The sequence below is a fragment of the Niabella ginsenosidivorans genome (genome assembly GCF_001654455.1).
In the GTDB taxonomy this organism is placed as follows: Bacteria; Bacteroidota; Bacteroidia; order Chitinophagales; family Chitinophagaceae; genus Niabella; species Niabella ginsenosidivorans.
This window is the reverse complement of record NZ_CP015772.1, coordinates 4,493,585-4,514,162: the sequence shown is the minus strand read 5'-3', so window position 1 is coordinate 4,514,162 and position 20,578 is coordinate 4,493,585. Positions and strand designations below refer to the sequence as shown.

The following is a 20,578-nucleotide window of genomic DNA, read 5'->3' as shown; positions in this document are numbered from 1 at the left end:
TGAGGCTCTAACTTAGAAAAACGGGCATCCGGTTGTAAAAGGAGATATATCCGCGTTAAAATTACAGGGGGTGCCATACCGCCAATTTAGTTAACTTTGCGCCCTGTTTATCAAAAAATAAACTTTTCTGATGTTAGATAAATTGGAGGCTATAAAAGCCAAATATGACCAGCTGGCAGTGGCATTGACCAACCCGGAGATCGTGGGTGATAATAAAAAATTTGCTGCAACCAGTAAAGAATACCGTAGTCTTGAAAAGATTGTTAATGCCTATAACGATTACAAAAGATTGCTGGATGATTTGGAATTTAATAAAGAAGCGCTGAACGGGGATGATGAGGAATTGCGTGAGCTGGCCAAGGAAGAGCTGGACGGCCTGGAAGAACAGAAAGAAAAAATAGAAGCACATATCCGCCAGTTGCTGATTCCCAAAGACCCGCAGGATGAAAAGAATGTGATTATGGAAATCCGTGCAGGCACCGGTGGTGATGAGGCAAGCCTGTTTGCCGGCGACCTGCTGCGCATGTATATAAAATACTGTGAACGGCATGGTTTTAAAACAGCCGTGCTTAGCGAAAGTGAGGGAACTGTAGGCGGTTATAAGGAGGTGCAGTTAGAGGTAACCGGCGATGATGTATATGGTACCCTGAAATTTGAAAGTGGTGTGCACCGGGTACAGCGGGTGCCGGATACGGAAACGCAGGGCCGTGTGCATACCTCTGCCGCAACTGTTGCGGTAATGCCGGAAGCCGATGAAATTGATTTTGAGCTGCGGGAAAGTGATGTGAAAATGGAAACCGCGCGAAGCGGTGGTGCCGGAGGGCAGAACGTAAACAAAGTGGAAACCAAGGTAATGCTGACACATATTCCAACGGGCACCGTGGTCATTTGCCAGACAGAACGCACCCAGCTGGGCAACCGGGAAAAAGCGATGCAGATGTTGCGTACAAAGCTGTATGAAGAGCAGGTGCGCAAACAGGAGGAAGAAATTTCCCGTCACCGCAAAAGCCTGGTAAGCTCAGGCGACCGGAGTGCAAAGATCCGAACCTACAATTATCCCCAGGGAAGGGTTACGGACCACCGCATCAATTTGACATCTTATAACCTGGACGCCTTTATGAACGGGGATATACAGGAGTTTATTGATCAGTTGCAATTTGCAGAAAACTCAGAAAAGCTGGCCAGGCAGGAATAAGAAATGGCGGCGGCAAAAACAGGAATTGCCGGAATAACAAAAACTAAGACCTGTTGCCTCTGCCTTGTCCTGAGCCTGTTCTGTTATGTCCGCCGGAGCCACGCCCTTTACCACCAAATTTTCTTGGATAGTAAGACAGGGTCAGCATATAAAACTGCTGCAGTCCATTGGTAATGGTGGTGGTGTTGGAGTTGGCCGTAACCGTGTTCTGTATGTTTTTGTTCTGATGGAGAATATCAAAAGCAGAAAATTTTATTTCAGCCTGTTTTTGTTTTGTAAAGCGATAGGTGACAGAAGCGTTCCAGATGGCGGCGCTTACGGATTGATCGTTTGCGGAAGTATTATTGAGTAAATTAATATTACTGCTTACTATAAAATCTTTGGGCACGGTCAAATTAAAATTGGCGCGGGTGCTGTAGGTTTTTGATTTCGTCGGTTGCTGGTCCTCCTGCCCCGATTGTTCGGTAACGGTATTGGAAACCGATTGGGTAAGGGTGATATTAAAAATATCCAGCATACTGTAAAAAGCGGTTACAGCGTTGTTGAGGCTGTGATTTTTGTAAGAAGAAAGACGGCTGTTTATATACTGCGGTGCATTAGCGGAGGTATAACCGCCCCTGTATCCTACCTGCAGCATGTTTTTCTTAAGTTTAAATGAAGCATTGGCATTGAAGTTGCCGCTAAAGGATTTTGTATGGTCAATATTGATGAGGTATGCGGTACGGCCGCCACCTCCACTGTAAATGCTGCTATCCGAAATTCCGTTCTTCATTGTATTATAAGTAAGGGTTAACCCTGCATTGTAGCTGTTGTTGGCGCTGAACTTCTGGCTGTTGTAATTTGCATTGAAAGTAAAACTGTTTCCAAAAGCTGACTTCAGATTGGGGTTTCCTACCACAACGTTATATATATTAATGCTGTCTTTTATGGGATATAACTGGTCAATGGTAGGTGCAGTAGCTGAACTGCTGTGCGCCAGGCCCAGGTTCAGATTATACTTGTTGAACCGGTTGTAGTTATAATTGACAGAAGAGGCGGGCGTAAAGAAATTATACGAGCGCTCTACATTCCTGTAGCTTAAGGTGGACGTATTTTTCTGATAAAGCATCTGCTCCTGCAGATCGGTTCTTACAACAAGTGATTGATAGTACCGGTCTGTAAGCATTTTGGTAAACGTTTTAAAAAAGCTGATCCCGGGGCGATTCTGAATATTGATAACAGAGTTGGTGTTTGTGAGCTGCTCATTGATTTTATAAGTATTTGTAAGGGTATCCAGTTCCTGAACGTTGGCCTGCAGATCCGATTTGTTAACGGTAATGTTGTTTCTGAGCCCGATATTGATGTTCCAGAAATTATAATTGCCAAACAGCAATGACCGCAGCCCGTTATAATTCAGGCCTACATTGGCGGTGAGGTTGGAGCTTTCATTATGATACCTGCGGTCGTATTTTTGGGTATAAAGACTGTCAACAAATGATTCATAATCACTGGTGCGTTTACTATCGCTTTCGGCACTGTTATACAATAAGGAGTAGTTAGTGGAGAAGCTTTTCTTATTGATGCCTTCGTCGTAGTCATTGTTATTAAAATACCCGCTCAGGTTAAGGTTATTTGACTTTGAATGGGATTCCGAGCTATTGGCGCCTTTACTGGCCAGCAGCGTATCATTTTTATAGGTAGTTGAGTTTCCCTGAGAAACGCTGTTGACATCATTCCAGTTATAGGCAGTATTCAGGCTGAAGGATCTTGCTCTTTTCCGGTTCTGATAGGTTGCGTTGGCGGACTGATAAATACCATTGGAATTGCTGGTATTATTGGAAGAGGTTGTTAACTTGTAGGCAACTCCTAAGGTGTCTTCAAGGTTCTGCACATTGACGCGGTCCGTAACCAGGTCATTATTGGTTTGTCGCCAGTCGTAGGTGCCGTTAATGGAATTATCAAAGCGCGTACTGGTTGATGCATTAAAGTTATGCTGGAAGGTTGCTCCGAAATAATGGACAGTGTTTACGCCGGAGCTGCTCAGGTCCGGTGCTCCGTAGTTCCTTCTGTTATAGGACCGGAAGGTATTGTTCTGAAGCGCCGATTGTACATTGTCGATCGATTTGTTGATATTATTGATGTTGCCTACAACGCCCAGCTTTGAGGTCTTATTATAACCCTGCAACGAAAGATCGCCTTCATAACGGTGATCGGATCCGATGCCTGCCGTTGCCTTGCCAAAATAGCCTTTCTTTTTATCGGGCTGTAGTTTGATGTTCATTGTAAGCGTAGAATCCAGGTCCGTATTGGTTATTTCCTGTTTGCTGTAATCCTTTTCCTGGTAAACCTGGATCTTGTCAATGGCTGTTTTGGGCAGGTTTTGCGTTGCCATTTCCGGGCTTCCGCCAAAAAAAGGCTTGCCGTCAACAAAAACGTTATCTACTTTCTTACCGTTGACGGTAATGGTTCCATCGCTCCACATGGTAACACCGGGCACTCTTAGCAGCATGTCTTCCACAACTGCTGAAGAATCCAGCTTAAACGCACGCGGGTTGATCTCCAATGTATCCTCATTCATTTTAACGGGCACCACTGCTTTTACAACAATTTCTTCTAAATTTTTAGCAGTATCTCTTTGAAGGTATATTTTTTTAAAGTCGTATAATTTGCTGGCAGAATCCAACCGTATTTCCTTTGAAAAACTGATATAGCCCGAAAAACTGATGGAAACGAACATTCCTGTATTTACGGGCAGGTCTCCGATGTTGAATTCTCCCTGGGCATTAGTGATCTGATAATTGAGCAGCGTTGAATCTGCTTTTTGATAAACTGTAACGGTAGCCGATTGCAGAGCGTATTTATGCAGGGAGTCTTCTACCCATCCTTTTATGTTCCCTTTTTGAGCAAATGCAAAAACAGGTATCAGGAATAGTATGATCAGTAACCGTTTGTTCATTCGCCTTGCTGGTCTTTTTTGGGTTTTAAACGGATCAATACCGGATTGTCCGTTCCTTTACCGGTTTGCAGAAATTGATTCAATGCCCCGTTGGTGCATTGGGGTGTTCTGTTCTGAATATTCTTTTTAGCGTTCAATACGCTTTTTGCAGAAAGGCTCAGGTAAATATAGTTTTCATCAAATCCTTTTATGGTAGTGCCATACAGGGGCAGGTAACAGGTAGCGCTGTCCGTGGATATTTTGTTATAATCATAAATAAGATCCAGCTTGCTGTTGAAAATGTACCGCTTGTACCCATTGAACAGGCGGAGATTAAAGAAGATCAGGTTGTTGAAACGGATCACATTATCAATCTGGCTGGCATAAGAGGCATGTTCCATTTTATAAGTATCCATTTCTCCACGGCTTTGGAAGTTGGCTGAAAAAAAGGAAGCCGGTATAGCGTTCTCTATTGGCAATATAAGCTTATAACTCTCTTTTAACACAGAAGGTGTAAGCGTATAGATCTGGTAACGGAAGGGGCGTGTAACAAATAATACGGAGTCATTGTGTGTTGGCATAATGGTGCACTGGGCCGCTCCGGCAAAATAAAAAGCAGATTCGGATTGCTTGTTATAAGGAAAATAGCTATGCAGCTGTGTTGTTTGGTTAATGATCTTCAGCTGATAGTCCAGTGTGTCCCTGCTGTTTTTTTTTGCCTTTATAAAGCTGGTGGCAAACCTGTCTGTATCAAATAAAACAGGGTTGGTAAAGGCATACCGGAAGTTTTTAATGTCCTGTGTCTTTGCAGCGGGTACATTGTCCAGGAAGAAATAGGTTGCTTTCACATACCGGGATACGTCTTTTTTTGAATCCGGTTCCAGGTATTGCTGTATTTTAACAGAAGGAATTGTGTAATTTTTATTCTGACTGAAAATGAGAAGCGCATTTTTTGAATGATCCAACTGAATATTCTGTATACGAAACCTTTTTATTTTGTATTTGTAGATGAAGGCTCCTTTTTTGCTGAAGAAATACAACGCATCCGTATCTCCGTCCAGTACAACAAAATAATCCTTAGTGACCACCAATTGCCTAATAGCGCCAAAAATGCTTTTTTTTGTTGTTTGTAAAGGAATGAACTGCATCTCTTCAAATACGCGGGAAGCAGGGGCGCCTGTTGTTTTATCAGGATCAATGTACAGGGTTTTGGACTGGCCGTAAGCAGTAAGCCATCCGATCATTACCCCGCAAACAACTAATAATTTCCTCATTGCCGATCCAAACAGTATTGTCAAAAATACAAATATTAGATGGGGAAAACTGCATAAGGTTTAATATTAATGATAAACGGCTGTTAAAAAATGCCCCACCGTAAAAACGGCGGGGCTTGTTTGATTGCTCTGTATGGATGAGTCTCTCTGCGTCTATGTTGCCAATCTAATTATGGCTGTTGAAGGTATAGCTGAGTGTTATGCCATATGTTCGCTGATCACCCAGCACAGCGGCATACTGACCGGAATTGCCTCCGGCTACCAGCAGTTGCTCGTAATAATCTTTGTTCAGGATATTGCGGCTCCATATATAAGCGGTCAGTCCTTTCTGCGCCCGGAAGCCCAACCGGCCATTAACCAGGGTGTAACCATCTATATTTAAATATCTGGAAGGAGTGGGGCTTGAGGAAAAAGAAGAGCGATAGAAACCGTCAAGCGCAATAAAGAACTGACCGGGTCTGCCAAAAAGCGCTGCTGCTGTGCTGTATTCACCTCCTAATGAACCGGCCCATTTGGAAATGCCCGGCAATTGACTGCCGGAGATGTCTTTAAATGCGACCTGAACGCCATTTTCGGTATGGCCGGTTTCTTCTAAAGGCAGGGGCGCATTGGTAAACTTCACATATTTACCATCTGTATATGCAAAAGACCCGTTAAAATTAAAATGGGTGTTGGCACGAAAGCTTCCGTCAAATTCAACGCCTTTAACATTCACTTTATCAGCATTGGCAATGTACCCGCGGTTTACTCCCAGTTCCGGGCTTTGAACGTTGGTCTGGTAATCCCTGATGTCAGAATTATGGAAGGTTAAATTTAATGTAAGGTCGTTGGTCGGGTTGGTCTTAATTCCTACTTCCTCATGTTTGGTATATTCCGGGCGTATTACAGCCAGGTCAATAGCTGGTTTCCCGGAAACGGTTGGAATACCGGCCACATTTACCCCTACGGGCTTAAAGCTGGTGGAATAAGTGGCAAAAGAATTAATACGCCTGGAAGGTTTGTATGCCAGGGTAAGCTGATAAGTAAAATTACGCTCTGCTGCGCTGGATTCATAGAACTGGCTTGAATAGACAGCATTTTTTAATGCAAGCAGATCCGGATCATCTGTTTGCAGGCCACCATAGGCTTTCCGGTCGTAAACAGCGCTTTTTTCATCATAGTTCAGACGAATACCGGGTAAAAAATGGAAATGGTCCACAAACTCCCAGTCTACATTAGCGAATGCTGCTGCGCTTAACGATTTTATAGAGGATTCGGTTTTGATCCCATACCCGTCAAGCAGGCCCGGAGTTTTCCACAGCTCGCTTGTAGAACTTTGTGCAAAGCGCCACTGATCTTTGCCGGATTCTTCTGTTCCATGCGTTTTCACATCCTGGTCAATAAAGAACAGGCCTACTACACCACTGAGGCGGTCGTTAATATCACCTGCGTACCGGAATTCCTGTGAAAAGCTTTTATGTTCAGATGGATTCTGTGATTTGGAAAGCGCTTCCAGCCCTGTAAAGTCGCGGTCATTGGAAGGATTCCAGTTCCAATACCGCCAGGCAGTGGTTGAAGTGAATGTGCCCGGACCTATCTTGCTGTCAATATTCAGCGATGCGCCGCCCAATTCATTGTCCGATTTCCACGGAGTATCATGGTCTATAACCCGGTCAAATGCGTTTAAGGAAGGCAGTTTATAATTCAGATCGGCAATGATGGCATCAAATTGCCGGTAATCGGGCCTTTCTGTTTTAACAATGCCGGCAATGACCTGGGCATATCCAACGGGTTTCTGGGAAGACACATCCCCGCTCAGGGTGATAGCGGTGTTGTCTGAAACATTGTACAGCAGCTGAGCCCGGAACCCCAGGTTATTGATATCATTTACATGCTGCTGGGTACGGGTATTATAAATTAACCCGTCCCGCTGGGTACCGGAGAAGGACAATCTTCCTGCAATCCGTTTGGAAAGCGGTCCTGTAATGGAGGCCTTGGCCTGTATATAGCCGTAATTACCAAAGCTGGCTTCTATGGTTCCTCCTGGATGAAAGCTGGGTTTCCTGGAGATGATATTAATGGCACCTGCAGTTGTGTTCTTCCCGAACAATGTTCCCTGCGGCCCCCGGAGCACTTCTATATGGTCTACATCAATAAAGTCCAGAACAGCCGCAGCGGGCCGGGCATAATAAACGCCATCAATATAATAACCCACACCGGGGTCCAGCCCGTCGTTCGTAAGCCCAAAGGGAGAACCGAGGCCTCGTATATTCACACCGGTGTTCCTGGGGTTGGAAGTATATAATTGGAGAGAGGGCACCAGTTCCTTAATGCGGTTTACATTAAAGGCGCCTGCTTCAGCAATTTTAGCACCGCCGATCACGGAAACAGCAATGGGCACTTCCTGGAGCAGCTCGTTCCGCCGGCGGGAGGTAACCACAATCGTATCCAGGTGATAGGTTACTGAAAGCTTTACGATCAGTGAATCATGGGTAGTTCGTACAACAATATTCCTGGGGTCATAATTAACAGAGGTTACTGTTATGGTAAAGGGTATTTTAGGTATATTATCCAGTGTAAAGATGCCGGCATCGTCAGCAGTAGTTCCGATATCCTTTCCTTTTACCTGAATACTGGCATTGGGGATCCCTTCATTTTGCTCGTTAATAACACGTCCTGCCAGCTGCGCTCTTAAGGAGTGGGAAAGCAGCCATACAGTACCTGTAAGAATAAGCCTATAAGAGGCGATTTGAAGTCTCATTATATCTATCTGGTTTTTAGTCTACTAATTTTATAGAGAATATGTTTAAAAAAATACACTGTTTTTACAGGTAAGAAAAGCAGCAACATCGGAATTCAATTTCGGGATTAATACCGTTTGCTTTAACGGGTACATGCAGAGATCGATCAATACGCATAAGAATATTTTCAGTCGGCAAAAATAGTATAATTTATTAGTCTACCAAAAAAGTAGAATAATAAATTTAAAAGCAATTACCTGTATTCAGCAATGCAGGGATTCTGCATATTACGAAACCTTTAGTTTTTCGGTTAAGTAAGGGCATAATTCTTGTTAAGTTAAAAACAGACCCCATTAATTAATAAATAACAGATTATGATAACGGATAAAGAACAACAAAAACAAGATAAGGAGCCAACGCAACCGGAGCCGGATCCAAAGACTACTGATCCCCAGGATACAATGGAAGGGCCTGTTTCCTCCCTGCTTCAGAGAGGAAAGGAAATTATTGAAGAAAAGGGCGCTGAAAAAGGGCATAAAGAGAATGAAGAGGAGCAGAAGGAGTGAGTTGCCTGTGTAATAGCCGTCAGACCGTGTTTCAATAAAGGGGGAAGGTATACGTTGATTCAACCCGGCAACAGCTGCCGTTATTGCTCTGGGTTTCCCGCAGTTCCGCGAAACTTTGGAACGCGTAAAATGCGGAAGAGGGTGTTTTTTTTTAGTTAAAGGATTCCTGTTTATCCGGGATTTTCCCGATAATATAAAATACAGGCAGATATTCGTTTCAGGAAGATTTGCTGGTTGCAGATTACTTTTTTTTCATCAAAGTGCCCATTTTGAGGTACTATTGATTCTTTTACCAATTATTCTGTGTCTGATTCGTTGCAACTTTCCCATTCTCATTAAAGCGCTTAAAACAGGCGTCCTATAACAGGTATGTCAGGAAATTTGCCGGAGTATGTTATAAAAACAGTGCTTTGTAAATGGTAACAAGGCTCATAATAATGACCAGCGCTCCTACTACTACAAACATCTTTTTTGCCGGTAATTTAGAGGTAAGCATGGCCGAAAAAGGCGCTGTAACAATCCCGCCTATCAGCAGTCCCAATACAATATTCCAGTGCTGAACGCCCAGGGTAAATACAAAAGTAATAGCGCTTGTAAGGGTAAGAATGAATTTGGCAACAGTAGAGCTTCCGATCACATAACGGGGAGTGCGCCCGTTCTTAATCAGTGTACCGGTAACCAACGGTCCCCAGCCCCCGCCGCCAAAGGAATCAATAAAGCCGCCAATAAGCCCTAACGGGGTTAACCGGGTGGATTTTGGTTTGATCTTTACGTTCTTTTTCTTAAAGACGTTCATTAATATGCGTACTCCCAGGTATAAGGTGTAAGCACCAATAAAAGGTTTCAGCAGTTTGGCATCCTTTTCTCCAAGATAAGAAAGAGAGATAGCACCGATAATGGCACCAATAATGGCCGGGATGGCCAGTGCTTTTGTGAGCTTTTTATTAACGTTCCCTAATTTGAAATGACTGATGCTTCCTGCAGCAGTAGTAAAGGACTCTGCTGAATGGATACTGGCACTTACCACGGCAGGCGCCACGTTCAGCATCAGCAGTATTGAGGTGCAGATAACACCATAGCCCATTCCCATAGATCCTGCTACGATCTCTGCCAGAAAGCCTATCAGCAGCATCCAGTAGAACAGGTGATGATCTTTGTTCAGGAAATGAAGAATATCTCCTGATAGCCCGAAAGCATAAATAATATATATGGCAAAGGCAATGATAAGGAACAATCCAATGCCTATTAAGTAAGGCTTGCTACGTCTTGTTGCACTGGCTACTAAAACGGAGCTTTCCATCATTTCATTTTCCGGCCGGGTTTGCAGATGCAATGCAGCATTGCTGTCAGCACTTTTTACCGCGAGTTCTTTGGTGATCTGGTTCAGCACTTTTACTTTTTGGTCAAAGCTTCCCGTTAGCTGGTTGCGGATGTGCTGCATATTATTCAGCAGGTCATCCATTTCTTCCGGTATGGATGCGCTGAGTGTTTCGCGCAGGCGCTTTGCTATGGTGGGTGATTTACCGTTGGTAGAAATGGCAATTTTCAGATGCCCTTTTTTTACGATCGATCCCAGATAAAAATCGCATAATTCCGGTTTATCCGCTACATTGATCAGCTTTTTTTCTTTTAGAGCAACGGCTCTTATTTCCTGGGCCGTTGCTATATTGTTCACGGCTGCAATGACCAGATCAGCGTTACGGATATCATCAGCAACATAGCCTCTTTCTTCAATATGGAGGCCGGCGTATGCTGATGCCAGTGTTTTAATGTCCTGTGCCACTTCTTTTGCCACAAGCGTAACGGAGGTTCCCGGTGCATTGCCCAAAACAGCTTCCAGCTTTTCCAGGGCTACTTTTCCGCCACCGATGATCAATAGCCGTAATTGTTCCAGCTTCAGAAAAACGGGAAACAACGGGTTCACATCTTTTGAAGCATTGGTGCCGGCTATAGCTTGTTGCTCTTTCATGCAGGGGGAATTCTGGGTATTTATTTTTTCTTTTCCAGTATTTGCTCTACTGAATCCTTATAAGAAAAATGCTGTTTGGCAATCACTTCGCTTTTGTGATAAACCAGCGAAGCCGGCGGTACGCTGAAGGTGATCCAGGCATTGCCGCCAATAATACTGTCTTTTCCAATAATGGTATCGCCTCCTAAAATGGTGGCCCCGGAATAGATAACCACATTGTCTTCAATGGTCGGATGTCTTTGCTGGTCTTTTCTTGATTTGGCGGAATTTAATGCGCCAATGGTCACCCCCTGATAGATCTTTACTTTTTCGCCGATCACTGCTGTTTCGCCGATCACAACTCCTGTACCATGATCAATAAAAAAGGAAGCGCCAATGGTGGCACCGGGATGAATATCAATCCCGGTTTTGCTATGCGCATATTCTGTAAAGATGCGGGGCAGCACGCGTATGCCCAGCTTCCACAGCTCATTGGAAATTCGGTAAACAGCAATTGTATAAAAGCCGGGGTATGCATGCAGCACTTCTTCTTTATTTAAGGCAGCCGGATCATTGGCTATAAAAAAAGAAGCATCCTTTTGCAATGTATCATAGATGCCGGGCAATTCCTTGAAGAATTTATCAGACAGGTTTTGCGCTTTTGCACCGTCGTTCACCACATCGTAAATAAGAGTGGTTAAATGACTTTTTAAGGAATACCATCCTTTTTCGAGATCACTTTCCTTTTGGTTAACGCCTGTTTTGGGCACAAAAAGGAACCCGAAAATGTCGTCGATGAACTGGTGGCTTAAAGCTTTATCAGGAATATTTCCTGTGTGCTTTTTATTGTGTTTCTGGAGCAGGCTCAAAAAATCTTTTTCGGTCATTGTTTTCTGTTTTTGAACAAACCTATAAGGTTTTATAAATCTTATAGGTTTGGGGTTGGGTCGATCCATTTTCGTTGTGAAAAGTCGCCAAAGGTTTCTTCCGGCATCCTTTCTTTTACATAAATGCCAAAGAGCTCATCCAGCGTATCAATGATCTGCCTTTCATCGAGGCTTTCCTTATATTTTGTGTTCAGCCTGCTGCCTAAACGGTCGCCGCCCAGGTGCAGATTGTATTTGCCCAAAGCGGTACCTACAAACCCGATCTCAGCATTGGGCGAACGTCCGCAGCCGTTAGGGCAGCCTGTCATTCGTACAATAATATCTTCATCCTGCAGCTGGTGCTTCTGTAAAACGGGTTCCAGCTTTGTGATAAGAGTAGGCAAATAACGCTGCGCTTCAGCCAGGGCAAGACCGCAGGTATTCAAAGCTACACAGGCCATTGCATTTTTGCGGATGGCGCTGGCCCCGCTGGTGCTTTGTATAATGCCGTGCGCTGTTAAAATATCCGTTATTGCTGCTTTATCTTCATCCGCAATATCGCTGAGGATCAGATTCTGGTTACAGGTGAACCTGAAATTTGCCTTGCCGGTTTCGGCTACTTTTAATAAACCGGTTTTTAAAGGATATCCTTTTTCATCCAGCACGCGCCCGTTTTCAACGAACAGAGTATAGTACCATTTTCCTTCATGGTTTTGCGACCAGCCATAGGCGTCCTTGCGACTGGTAAATGTATAGGGGCGGGCCGGCTCAAACTGAAAGCCGCAGCGTTTTTCCACTTCTTCCCGGTATTGATCAACGCCCATTTTGTCGATCGTATATTTTAAACGGGCCTGTTTGCGGTCGCTTCTGTTTCCAAAGTCGCGTTGCACTGTTATCACTTCATAAATGGCTTTTAAAGCCTTTTCCCTGGGCACATAACCCAGCATACTCCCCAGGCGTGCGTAAGTGGCCGGATTGCCGTGTGTTGAACCAAGCCCGCCTCCGGCAGCAAAGTTGTACCCTTTCAGGATACCGTCCTCTATAATAGCAATCAGTCCCAGATCGTTGATAAATACATCTATATCATTATTGGGAGGAATGGCAATACCGATCTTGAATTTCCTGGGCAGGTAGCGATCCTGGTATAACGGATCTTCTTCCGTAGTTTCTGCTAATTTCTCTGCATCCATCCATATTTCATAATAGCCGCGGGTTTTGGGAAGATGATAAGCACTGATTTCCCGGGCAAACTGATAGATCTCTTCATGTAACGGAGATTCTTTTGGATGCGATGCGCAGGTGACATTCCTGTTCACATCGCCGCAGGCGGCAATGGAATCCAGGTGCAGGGTGTTAAATGCACTGATGGTGGGTTTGGTATGCGATTTCAGAATGCCATGCAGCTGAATGGTTTGCCTTGTGGTGATTTTTATAGTGCCGGTGGAATACTTTCCTGCAATGTGGTATAGCCCTATCCACTGCTCCGGCGTCATAAGACCACCGGGTAAACGTAAACGGATCATAAAGGAATAAAGAGGTTCCAGCTTTTTGCGGCTCCGTTCCTCACGGCGATCCCTGTCGTCCTGCATGTACATGCCATGGAATTTGACCAGTGCCTGATCGTCTTCCCTGATGGCTCCTGTATAGTCATCTTTAAGGCTTTCCTTTAAAGTGCCCCGCAGGCCCTGGCTGGCCAATTTAATTTTTTCTGTTCCTGATAAATTATTTTTACCGCTCATGATCTAATTGGGTTCATGGTTGATAGTTCATAGTTCATAGTATCCCTATGAGCCATGAACCATATGCTATTAACTAATATACATCCTTTGAATATCTTCCTTCTTCCTCCAGCTGTGTTAAAAAGCTGCGTGCTTCTTCTTTTGATTTTCCTTTTGACTGAAGCAGCTCAATAAAGGTGGCCTCCACATCACTGCACATAGGGTCTTTTGCACCACAGATGTAAAGATAGGCGCCGTCATTCAGCCAGCGGATCAGTTCGTCCCCTTTTTCTTTTATGCGATGTTGTACATATATTTTCTGATCAGTGTCCCGGGAAAAAGCCAGGTCGATGTTGTTTAATACGCCTGTTGCCAGGTAACTCTGTATCTCTGTCTGGTACAGGAAGTCGGTCACAAAATGCTGTTCTCCGAAGAAAAGCCAGTTCTTACCGCTTGCGCCGGTGGCATCGCGCTCGGCCAGGAAGGATCGGAACGGTGCTATGCCGGTACCGGGTCCGATCATGATCACATCCTTACTTTCTTCCGGCAGTTTAAAATGCCTGGCCTTCTGGATAAAAAACTCGATCTCATGCCCTTCATCAAGGTCTGACAGGAATTCACTGCATACCCCATACCGTTCTTCATCTTCAACGGTGAACTGGTTTTTGGAAACAGTTATATGAATCTCATTTTCTCCGTGCGCATTGGGGGAGGAAGAAATGGAATACAGCCGTGGCGACTGTGCTGTTAATATTTTGATGACCTCTTCAAATTGCGCTGCGTCTTTTACGGGATAAATGCGCAAAAGGTCGTAAAGGCTCATGCGGGTATCCGGGATCTGCTGCCCCGTAAGCTCTGCAAATTTCTTTACGGTAGCTTTTAGCAGGTAGCAGATATTTAAATGCTGGCTTAAGAGATCGCGGACAGTGGCGGTTATTTTTTCTGTTTTAATTTCTTTATCAGGATCGATGCCTGTAATGCCAATGATCTTATTGATCATATCCTGTTTATTGGAAGGTACAATTCCCAGCGCATCTCCCGGCTCATAATCTATGGGCTCTTCCGTTACAATTTCAATATGAAAGGTCTGTTTCCTGGAGCCGCGGTCGTTTAAATTGATATTGGTGATCACCTTTCCGTTGTAATATTTTTTACCGGAAGGCTTCTTTTCAGTAGGCAGGGATGGTATGGGAGCTGCATGTGCAGCGCTCGTCTGCAATACTGCAATCACATTTTCAAGCCAGTGCAGCGCATCTTCCTCGTAATCTACATCACATTTTTTTAAAGGCAGCAGCCGGTGGCCACCCAATGCTTCCAGCCGTGCATCCACGTCTTCACCGGTTTTGCAAAACTCCGGATAAGAACTGTCTCCCAGCCCCAGTACACCAAATTTTAATTTGCTCAGGTCGATCTGGTTCTCATGAATATGTTCATAAAATTTTTTTGCCTGAACCGGCGGTTCGCCTTCACCCTGGGTGCTGATCACTACAAAAAAATATTCTTCTTTCGGAAGATCGGCAAACCGGTACTGATCCAGGCCGGTAAGCTTTACTGTAATTCCTTTCTTCTTTGCAATGCCGGCTAATTGTGTAGCCAGTTTTTTGGCGTTCCCCGTTTCTGTGCCATACACCAGTGCTATTTTTTTTACGGCTGCCGGTGCAGCTGCGATTGGCTCCTGCCCACCTGCAATTCCCTGCGCCAGGCCGGCAAAATATCCGCTTGCCCAAAGCAGCTCATCCCGTGTAAGCGTAGGCGTAAGACTTTTGAGGGCCCCTAATTTAACATCAGATAGCATGTTTTAAATTATTTTGTTGATGAACATTGATCATTTCTTCTGTTACCGGTTTAAAATACAACTGCCGGTTATGGCTGTTTGCCAGCCATTTGAATTGCTGGTGGAGCGCTACTACTTTTCCAATGACCACCAGGCTTGGCGATGCAAAGGTTATGCCCTTTAATGTAGTGGCATAATCATACAGGCTGCAGGTATGCACCTGCTGAAAGCAGGTGGTAGCCTGCTCAATAACTGCCAGGTGCTTTTCCTTTGAAATACGGAACTGTATTAATTTCTGCACGGCCTGATCCAGTGTTCCGGATGACATATAAAATACAAGCGTATCTTCTGTGCCGGCCAGTTCTTTCCAGTAAGCATCGGTAACCATATCCGATTTATAATACGTAAGGAACCGTACGGCTGTTGCGTACCCCCTTGCGGTCAGAGGCATTCCGGCACAGGCTGCAGCGCCCAGTGCAGCTGTCACACCCGGAATGATCTCATAGGAAATGGCATGTTCTGTAAGTGTTTGCAGCTCATCCAGGATATTGGAGAATATAGACGCGTCTCCTCCTTTTAACCGAACCACTCCCTTTCCCTGCAACGCATAATGCACCAGCAGCTCATTGATGGTTTTTTGCGGTACCGATCTTTTTTTGCTGCATTCCTTACCTACATACACGATTTCAGCAGTGGCAGGAACGTAGCGGTGCAGGATCACTTCGCTCACCAGGCGGTCTGTGAGCACTACGTCCGCTTTTCGTAAAGCGTCTGCTGCTTTTACCGTGATCAGATCCGGGTCTCCGGGCCCTGCACCGGCAAGGATCACTTTACCGGTATTTCTGCCTGGCTGTTTTTTTGTGGACGGCGAATGTTGAAGAAGCATCCTCTGTATTTTCTATTCTACTTAAAAGTAGACTTATTAATAAAAAATGATCTTATTCCACGGAGCTGCTTAAAAAGGAGTCCTGTATTTCAGGCAGTTCCTGAAGTTTTTTTATATCAGTTTAATAATACTGCTGCCACCGTGCTGTTGCTGGTCTCATCTACCAGAATGGCATTGCCATAATCACGTAATGCAACAAAGTCGTCGTATACCAGCGGTGCCGCTGTTTTAATTCTGGCACGCACTACTTCATTCAGTTTTACACCGTCTTCTGCGGGTATGCGCTCCAATGTATTTACATCCAGTTTATAGGACACTTCGCGCACAATGGTTTTTACCAGACGGCTTTTATGCTGGAGGAAGTACCTGTTGCCCTGTATAAGTGGCTTATTATCCAGCCAGCAAAGCACTACTTCTATTTCATTTGCTACTTTTGGCAAATTGTCAACCCGCGCAAAAGTATCACCGCGGCTCACATCAATATCATCTGCAATATGTAATACAACGGCCTGGGGAGCAAATGCTTCGCTCACTTCCTGGCCACCTGTTTCAATTTTTGTAATGGTGGTGGTGATTCCTGCCGGCAGTACCTGTATGCGGTCACCTGCCCTGTAAACACCGCTGATGATCTGCCCGGCGTAGCCACGGTAATCATGCAGCTCGGTAGTTTGGGGGCGGATCACGTACTGCACCTGAAAGCGGGGATCATTATGGTTAATATCCGCGTCCAGCTTTACTTCTTCCAGGAACTCCAGCAGAGGTTTGCCGGTATACCAGGTCATATTTTTTGACGGTTCCACAATATTATCGCCCAATAAAGCTGAAATAGGTATGTAAGTTGTATTTTTTATGTTAAGCTGTGCAGCTACTTTTTCGTAATCTGCTTTTATTGCCTCATACCGTTCTTCAGAAAAATCAACCAGGTCCATCTTATTAATGGCCACTACCACATGCGGTATTTTTAATAAGGAAGCAATGATGGAGTGGCGGCGGGTCTGCTCAATTACGCCAACCCTTGCATCGATGAGGATAACAATGAGGCTTGAGTTGGAGGCGCCGGTGATCATGTTGCGGGTGTACTGTACATGGCCGGGCGCATCTGCAATAATAAATTTCCTCTTTGGCGTGGAAAAGTAACGGTAAGCGACATCAATGGTGATGCCCTGTTCTCTTTCTGCCCTCAGCCCATCAGTCAGCAAGGCTAGGTCGATGCCATCTGCGTTTTTATTCCTGGATTGTTTTTCCAGTGCTTCCAGCTGATCCACCAGTATGCTTTTGCTGTCATACAAAAGCCTTCCGATCAAAGTGCTTTTACCATCATCCACACTACCTGCTGTTATGAATCTTAATATGTCCATTTCTAAAATACTTATAATTTTTAAAATTCAGTAAAGATCTAAAGTCGGAAAGTCCAAGAGTCCGGGAGTTGGAGGGAACGATTTTTTTTCGGACTCCCGGACTAACAACTTCCTGACTTTAAAAGTAGCCTCCCTTTTTCCGGTCTTCCATGGCGGCTTCTGTTACCTTGTCATCAATCCTGGTTTCGCCTCTTTCGGAAATGCGGGTAGCCATGATCTCATTCACTACTTCATCCAGTGTTGTGGCACTGGACTCTACCGCGGCAGTACAGGTCATGTCCCCAACGGTGCGGTAACGTACCTTTCTTGTAGAGATCACATCGTCCTCGTCTATGGTAATATAATCGGAAACAGCAATGAGCTGGCCTTCATGCTCAATCACCTCCCGCTCATGGGCAAAATAAATAGAGGGCAGGGCAATGCCTTCTTTTTTTATGTAGTTCCATACATCCAGCTCTGTCCAGTTACTAATGGGGAATACGCGTACATTTTCGCCTTTATGGATACGGCCGTTGTAGATGTTCCATAATTCGGGGCGTTGTAATTTAGGCTCCCACTGCCCGAATTCATCTCTTACGGAAAAGATGCGCTCTTTGGCCCTTGCCTTCTCTTCATCGCGCCTTGCACCGCCGATACAGGCATCAAAACGGAACTCCTCAATCGTATCCAGCAGTGTATGGATCTGCAGCCAGTTGCGACTGGCAAACTTACCTTTGGGTTCTGTGAGGTGTTTTTGTCTGATGGTATCTTCTACTTTTCTTACAATAAGCTCTGCGCCTACTTCCTTTGCCAGCGCATCGCGGAATTCCAGTGCTTCAGGGAAATTATGCCCTGTGTCAATATGCACTAGAGGAAAGGGAATTTTTCCGGGCGCAAATGCTTTTTTTGCCAGCTGCACCAGGGTAATAGAATCTTTACCGCCGCTGAAAAGCAGTGCCGGTTTCTCAAATTGCGCAGCTACCTCCCTGAAAATATAAATACTTTCAGCTTCCAGCTGTTCTAAATAATCCAGTGTGTACTCACCCATACTTGTCTTCTTTATACAGATCCGCCCGGGCGGATTTTTTTAAAATTAAAAAGTGATTTTTCAGGTTTGCTATACAGTTCAATCTATTGGTGAACATGAAGTCCACATTCTTTGTGAGAGATTTCCCACCACCATCTTCCGGCCCTGGGATTCTCACCGGGCTCAATGGCCCTGGTACAGGGCGCACAGCCAATGCTGATGAACCCTTTGTCGTGCAGCGGGTTATAGGGTATGTTTTTTTGTTGTATATAACCTGTCATTTCATCATAACTCCAGTGGATCAACGGGTTGAACTTATAGAGCTTGCGGTCGTCATCCCACTCGATCATTTTCATGTCTTTCCGGTTCTCCGACTGCTCACTGCGTAAGCCGGTGATCCAGACCTTTGCACCTTCCAGTGCGCGGTTGAGGGGTTTCACCTTCCTGATGAAGCAGCATTCCTTCCGGTTCTCTACTGATTCGTAAAATCCGTTAATGCCTTTTGCTGCTACGTAGGCTTCCACATCCGCCGCTTCGGGAAAATAAACCTGTATATTGGTTTTGTAGCGGGCATTTGTTCTTTCCAGCAGTTCATAATGCTCATAGAACAAGCGGCCGGTATCTAAGGTAAAGATCTTTACCGGGAGCTTATGAGTGGCAATGACCTCTGTTAATACCTGGTCTTCCTGACCCAGGGAGGTGGAGAACACGGTTTCATCCGGGTACTGTTCTGCCACTAATTTCAACGCATCCGGCAGTGAAGCATTTTCTATCTCTTGTATTTGTTCGTCTGTAAACACGTTCTGTTGTTGATGGCTTACAGATCATAGTTCATGGAATTAAAAGCAAAAGCTACCATGAACTATGAACCATTAGCTATGAACTATAATTAAATATTGGGTTGAGGAGTATAACGCAGGTAAGGCTTTACCTCTTTTACCCCTTTAGGGAATTTTTTGATTGCATCTTCTGTGCTGATGGAAGGCACTACAATCACATCTTCGCCCTGTTTCCAGTCTGCCGGAGTAGCCACGCTGTGGTTGGCCGTCAACTGTAAAGAATCAATCACCCGCAGGATCTCATTAAAGTTTCTGCCGGTAGAAGCAGGATAAGTCAGTGTTAATTTGATTTTCTTATCGGGCCCGATTACAAATACAGAACGCACTGTAGCTTTTTCTGATGCATTCGGATGGATCATATCATAAAGAGTAGCGATGTTCCTGTCCGGATCCGCCAGGATCGGAAAGTCAACCGAACAGCTCTGAGTTTCATTAATATCATTTTTCCAGCCGATATGTGAATCCAGTGGGTCAACACTTACTGCTAATGCTTTTACACCACGTTTTTCAAATTCGCTCTTTAATAAGGCTGTTTTGCCCAATTCAGTAGTACAAACGGGTGTATAATCCGCGGGGTGAGAGAATAAAAGGCCCCAGGAATTACCCAAGTACTCATGAAAATGAATTTCTCCTTCTGTAGACTGTGCGGTAAAGTCCGGCGCAGTATCTCCTAATCTTAATGACATAATTTTAAAACAGTTTTTAGTGACAAAATAGCCACTCTTAATAAACCTACCAATCAGGTAGACTAATAGAGTGGTTGGCAAGGTACAGCTTTTTTTTCAATTGAGATGTACAAACCCTATAATTAAAATTTTATTGACTATTCCAAAATGGAATAGCATTGCTAATGAATGTTTGTTGCGCGGAGTTTGCTACAGGCATGTTATGAGCGGCTGTATCGTCACATTCAGGTATTTTATCTGCTATCAGGCGGTGTTAGTGCTGATAAGCGATTATTACTGGCTCTGGTAAAATATTTTATGAAACTGCATCAATCCGGATTGCTGGTTTTTAATGACCGGGTGTAAAAGGCGATACCGGCCTGCAGGGAACAATGATCTTTCAGTGGCACTGCCATTAGCAACGCCGCTTTTTAATCCTGCAGGTCTTTTAAAGTCCGGTTTTCCAGTATCTTAAGGGTAGCATCTCTTACTTCTTTCATTATATCATGCAGGCCGCAGCGCTTTTCATCGCAGTTTTTGCAGCGTTCATAAAAGTACAGGCTTACGCAGGGCAGCATGGAGATGGGGCCATCTATTAAACGGATAATAGTGGCCATTTGTACCTGGGCGGGGTCTTTCTTAAAAAAATAACCGCCTCCTTTTCCCTTTTTGCTTTCCAGTATCCCTGCTTTTCTTAATTCCAGCAGGATATTTTCCAGGAATTTCAGCGGGATCTTTTTCTTTTTGGCTATTTCAGAAATCAGCACAGGGCCGCTCTCCTGCTTGTTAGCCAGGTAGGTCAGCGCCTTAAAGGCATATTGTGATTTTTTTGTAAGCATAACCTATATA

At 44.6% G+C, this 20,578-nt stretch carries 15 protein-coding genes; 2 read left to right on the top strand and 13 right to left on the bottom strand.

Annotated elements, in window-relative coordinates:
• The first annotated feature begins 130 nt into the window (after nt 1-130).
• Nucleotides 131-1,195, top strand: a complete 1,065-nt coding sequence (gene prfA, locus A8C56_RS19080) for a peptide chain release factor 1 (protein WP_067759616.1) — start codon at nt 131-133, stop codon at nt 1,193-1,195.
• Nucleotides 1,196-1,238: 43 nt separating this feature from the next.
• Here the strand turns inward: prfA and A8C56_RS19075 are convergent, their stop codons facing one another.
• The 3 genes from A8C56_RS19075 to A8C56_RS19065 form a co-directional block, all read right to left on the bottom strand.
• Nucleotides 1,239-4,130, bottom strand: a complete 2,892-nt coding sequence (locus A8C56_RS19075; RefSeq protein ID WP_067759613.1) for an outer membrane beta-barrel protein — start codon at nt 4,128-4,130, stop codon at nt 1,239-1,241.
• Nucleotides 4,127-5,383 (bottom strand): 6-bladed beta-propeller, encoded by a 1,257-nt coding sequence (locus tag A8C56_RS19070; protein ID WP_067759611.1) that lies wholly within the window; start codon nt 5,381-5,383, stop codon nt 4,127-4,129. Before A8C56_RS19070 ends, A8C56_RS19075 begins: the two co-directional genes overlap by 4 nt.
• Before the next feature lie 166 nt (nt 5,384-5,549).
• Nucleotides 5,550-8,123 carry a TonB-dependent receptor gene (locus A8C56_RS19065; protein WP_067759608.1) on the bottom strand — a complete coding sequence of 858 codons (2,574 nt, stop codon included), beginning with the start codon at nt 8,121-8,123 and terminating at the stop codon, nt 5,550-5,552.
• Between the two features lie 354 nt (nt 8,124-8,477).
• On the opposite strand from A8C56_RS19065, the gene A8C56_RS19060 reads away from it, so the two are divergent.
• Nucleotides 8,478-8,669, top strand: a complete 192-nt coding sequence (locus tag A8C56_RS19060; RefSeq protein ID WP_067759606.1) for a hypothetical protein — start codon at nt 8,478-8,480, stop codon at nt 8,667-8,669.
• 394 nt (nt 8,670-9,063) lie between these two features.
• Here the strand turns inward: A8C56_RS19060 and A8C56_RS19055 are convergent, their stop codons facing one another.
• The 10 genes from A8C56_RS19055 to A8C56_RS19010 all read right to left on the bottom strand — a co-directional run bounded on the left by A8C56_RS19055 (nt 9,064) and on the right by A8C56_RS19010 (nt 20,568).
• Nucleotides 9,064-10,638: a TSUP family transporter gene (locus A8C56_RS19055; protein ID WP_067759604.1), complete on the bottom strand. Its 1,575-nt coding sequence runs from the start codon at nt 10,636-10,638 to the stop codon at nt 9,064-9,066.
• Between the two features lie 20 nt (nt 10,639-10,658).
• Nucleotides 10,659-11,504 (bottom strand): serine O-acetyltransferase EpsC, encoded by an 846-nt coding sequence (gene epsC / locus A8C56_RS19050; protein WP_067762279.1) that lies wholly within the window; start codon nt 11,502-11,504, stop codon nt 10,659-10,661.
• A 41-nt stretch (nt 11,505-11,545) separates the two neighbouring features.
• Nucleotides 11,546-13,222, bottom strand: a complete 1,677-nt coding sequence (gene cysI, locus A8C56_RS19045; protein ID WP_067759601.1) for an assimilatory sulfite reductase (NADPH) hemoprotein subunit — start codon at nt 13,220-13,222, stop codon at nt 11,546-11,548.
• Nucleotides 13,223-13,295: 73 nt separating this feature from the next.
• Entirely contained in the window at nt 13,296-14,996 is a 1,701-nt protein-coding gene (locus A8C56_RS19040; protein WP_067759599.1) for a diflavin oxidoreductase, read from the bottom strand.
• Complete coding sequence (gene cobA, locus A8C56_RS19035) at nt 14,986-15,861, bottom strand: uroporphyrinogen-III C-methyltransferase (protein WP_067759597.1); 876 nt, start codon at nt 15,859-15,861, stop codon at nt 14,986-14,988. The genes A8C56_RS19040 and cobA overlap by 11 nt, the downstream gene beginning before the upstream one ends.
• A 116-nt stretch (nt 15,862-15,977) precedes the next feature.
• Nucleotides 15,978-17,219: a sulfate adenylyltransferase subunit 1 gene (locus A8C56_RS19030; RefSeq protein ID WP_067759594.1), complete on the bottom strand. Its 1,242-nt coding sequence runs from the start codon at nt 17,217-17,219 to the stop codon at nt 15,978-15,980.
• A gap of 118 nt (nt 17,220-17,337) precedes the next feature.
• On the bottom strand, nt 17,338-18,246 hold the full coding sequence (gene cysD / locus A8C56_RS19025) for a sulfate adenylyltransferase subunit CysD (protein ID WP_067759592.1): 909 nt from the start codon (nt 18,244-18,246) through the stop codon (nt 17,338-17,340).
• A gap of 83 nt (nt 18,247-18,329) precedes the next feature.
• On the bottom strand, nt 18,330-19,025 hold the full coding sequence (locus A8C56_RS19020; protein ID WP_067759590.1) for a phosphoadenylyl-sulfate reductase: 696 nt from the start codon (nt 19,023-19,025) through the stop codon (nt 18,330-18,332).
• 89 nt (nt 19,026-19,114) lie between these two features.
• The gene (locus A8C56_RS19015; protein ID WP_067759587.1) at nt 19,115-19,750 is read right to left on the bottom strand and encodes a peroxiredoxin; all 636 of its coding nucleotides are present in this window, start codon (nt 19,748-19,750) and stop codon (nt 19,115-19,117) included.
• A 410-nt stretch (nt 19,751-20,160) separates the two neighbouring features.
• Nucleotides 20,161-20,568 (bottom strand): RrF2 family transcriptional regulator, encoded by a 408-nt coding sequence (locus A8C56_RS19010; RefSeq protein WP_067759585.1) that lies wholly within the window; start codon nt 20,566-20,568, stop codon nt 20,161-20,163.
• Nucleotides 20,569-20,578: the final 10 nt, after the last annotated feature.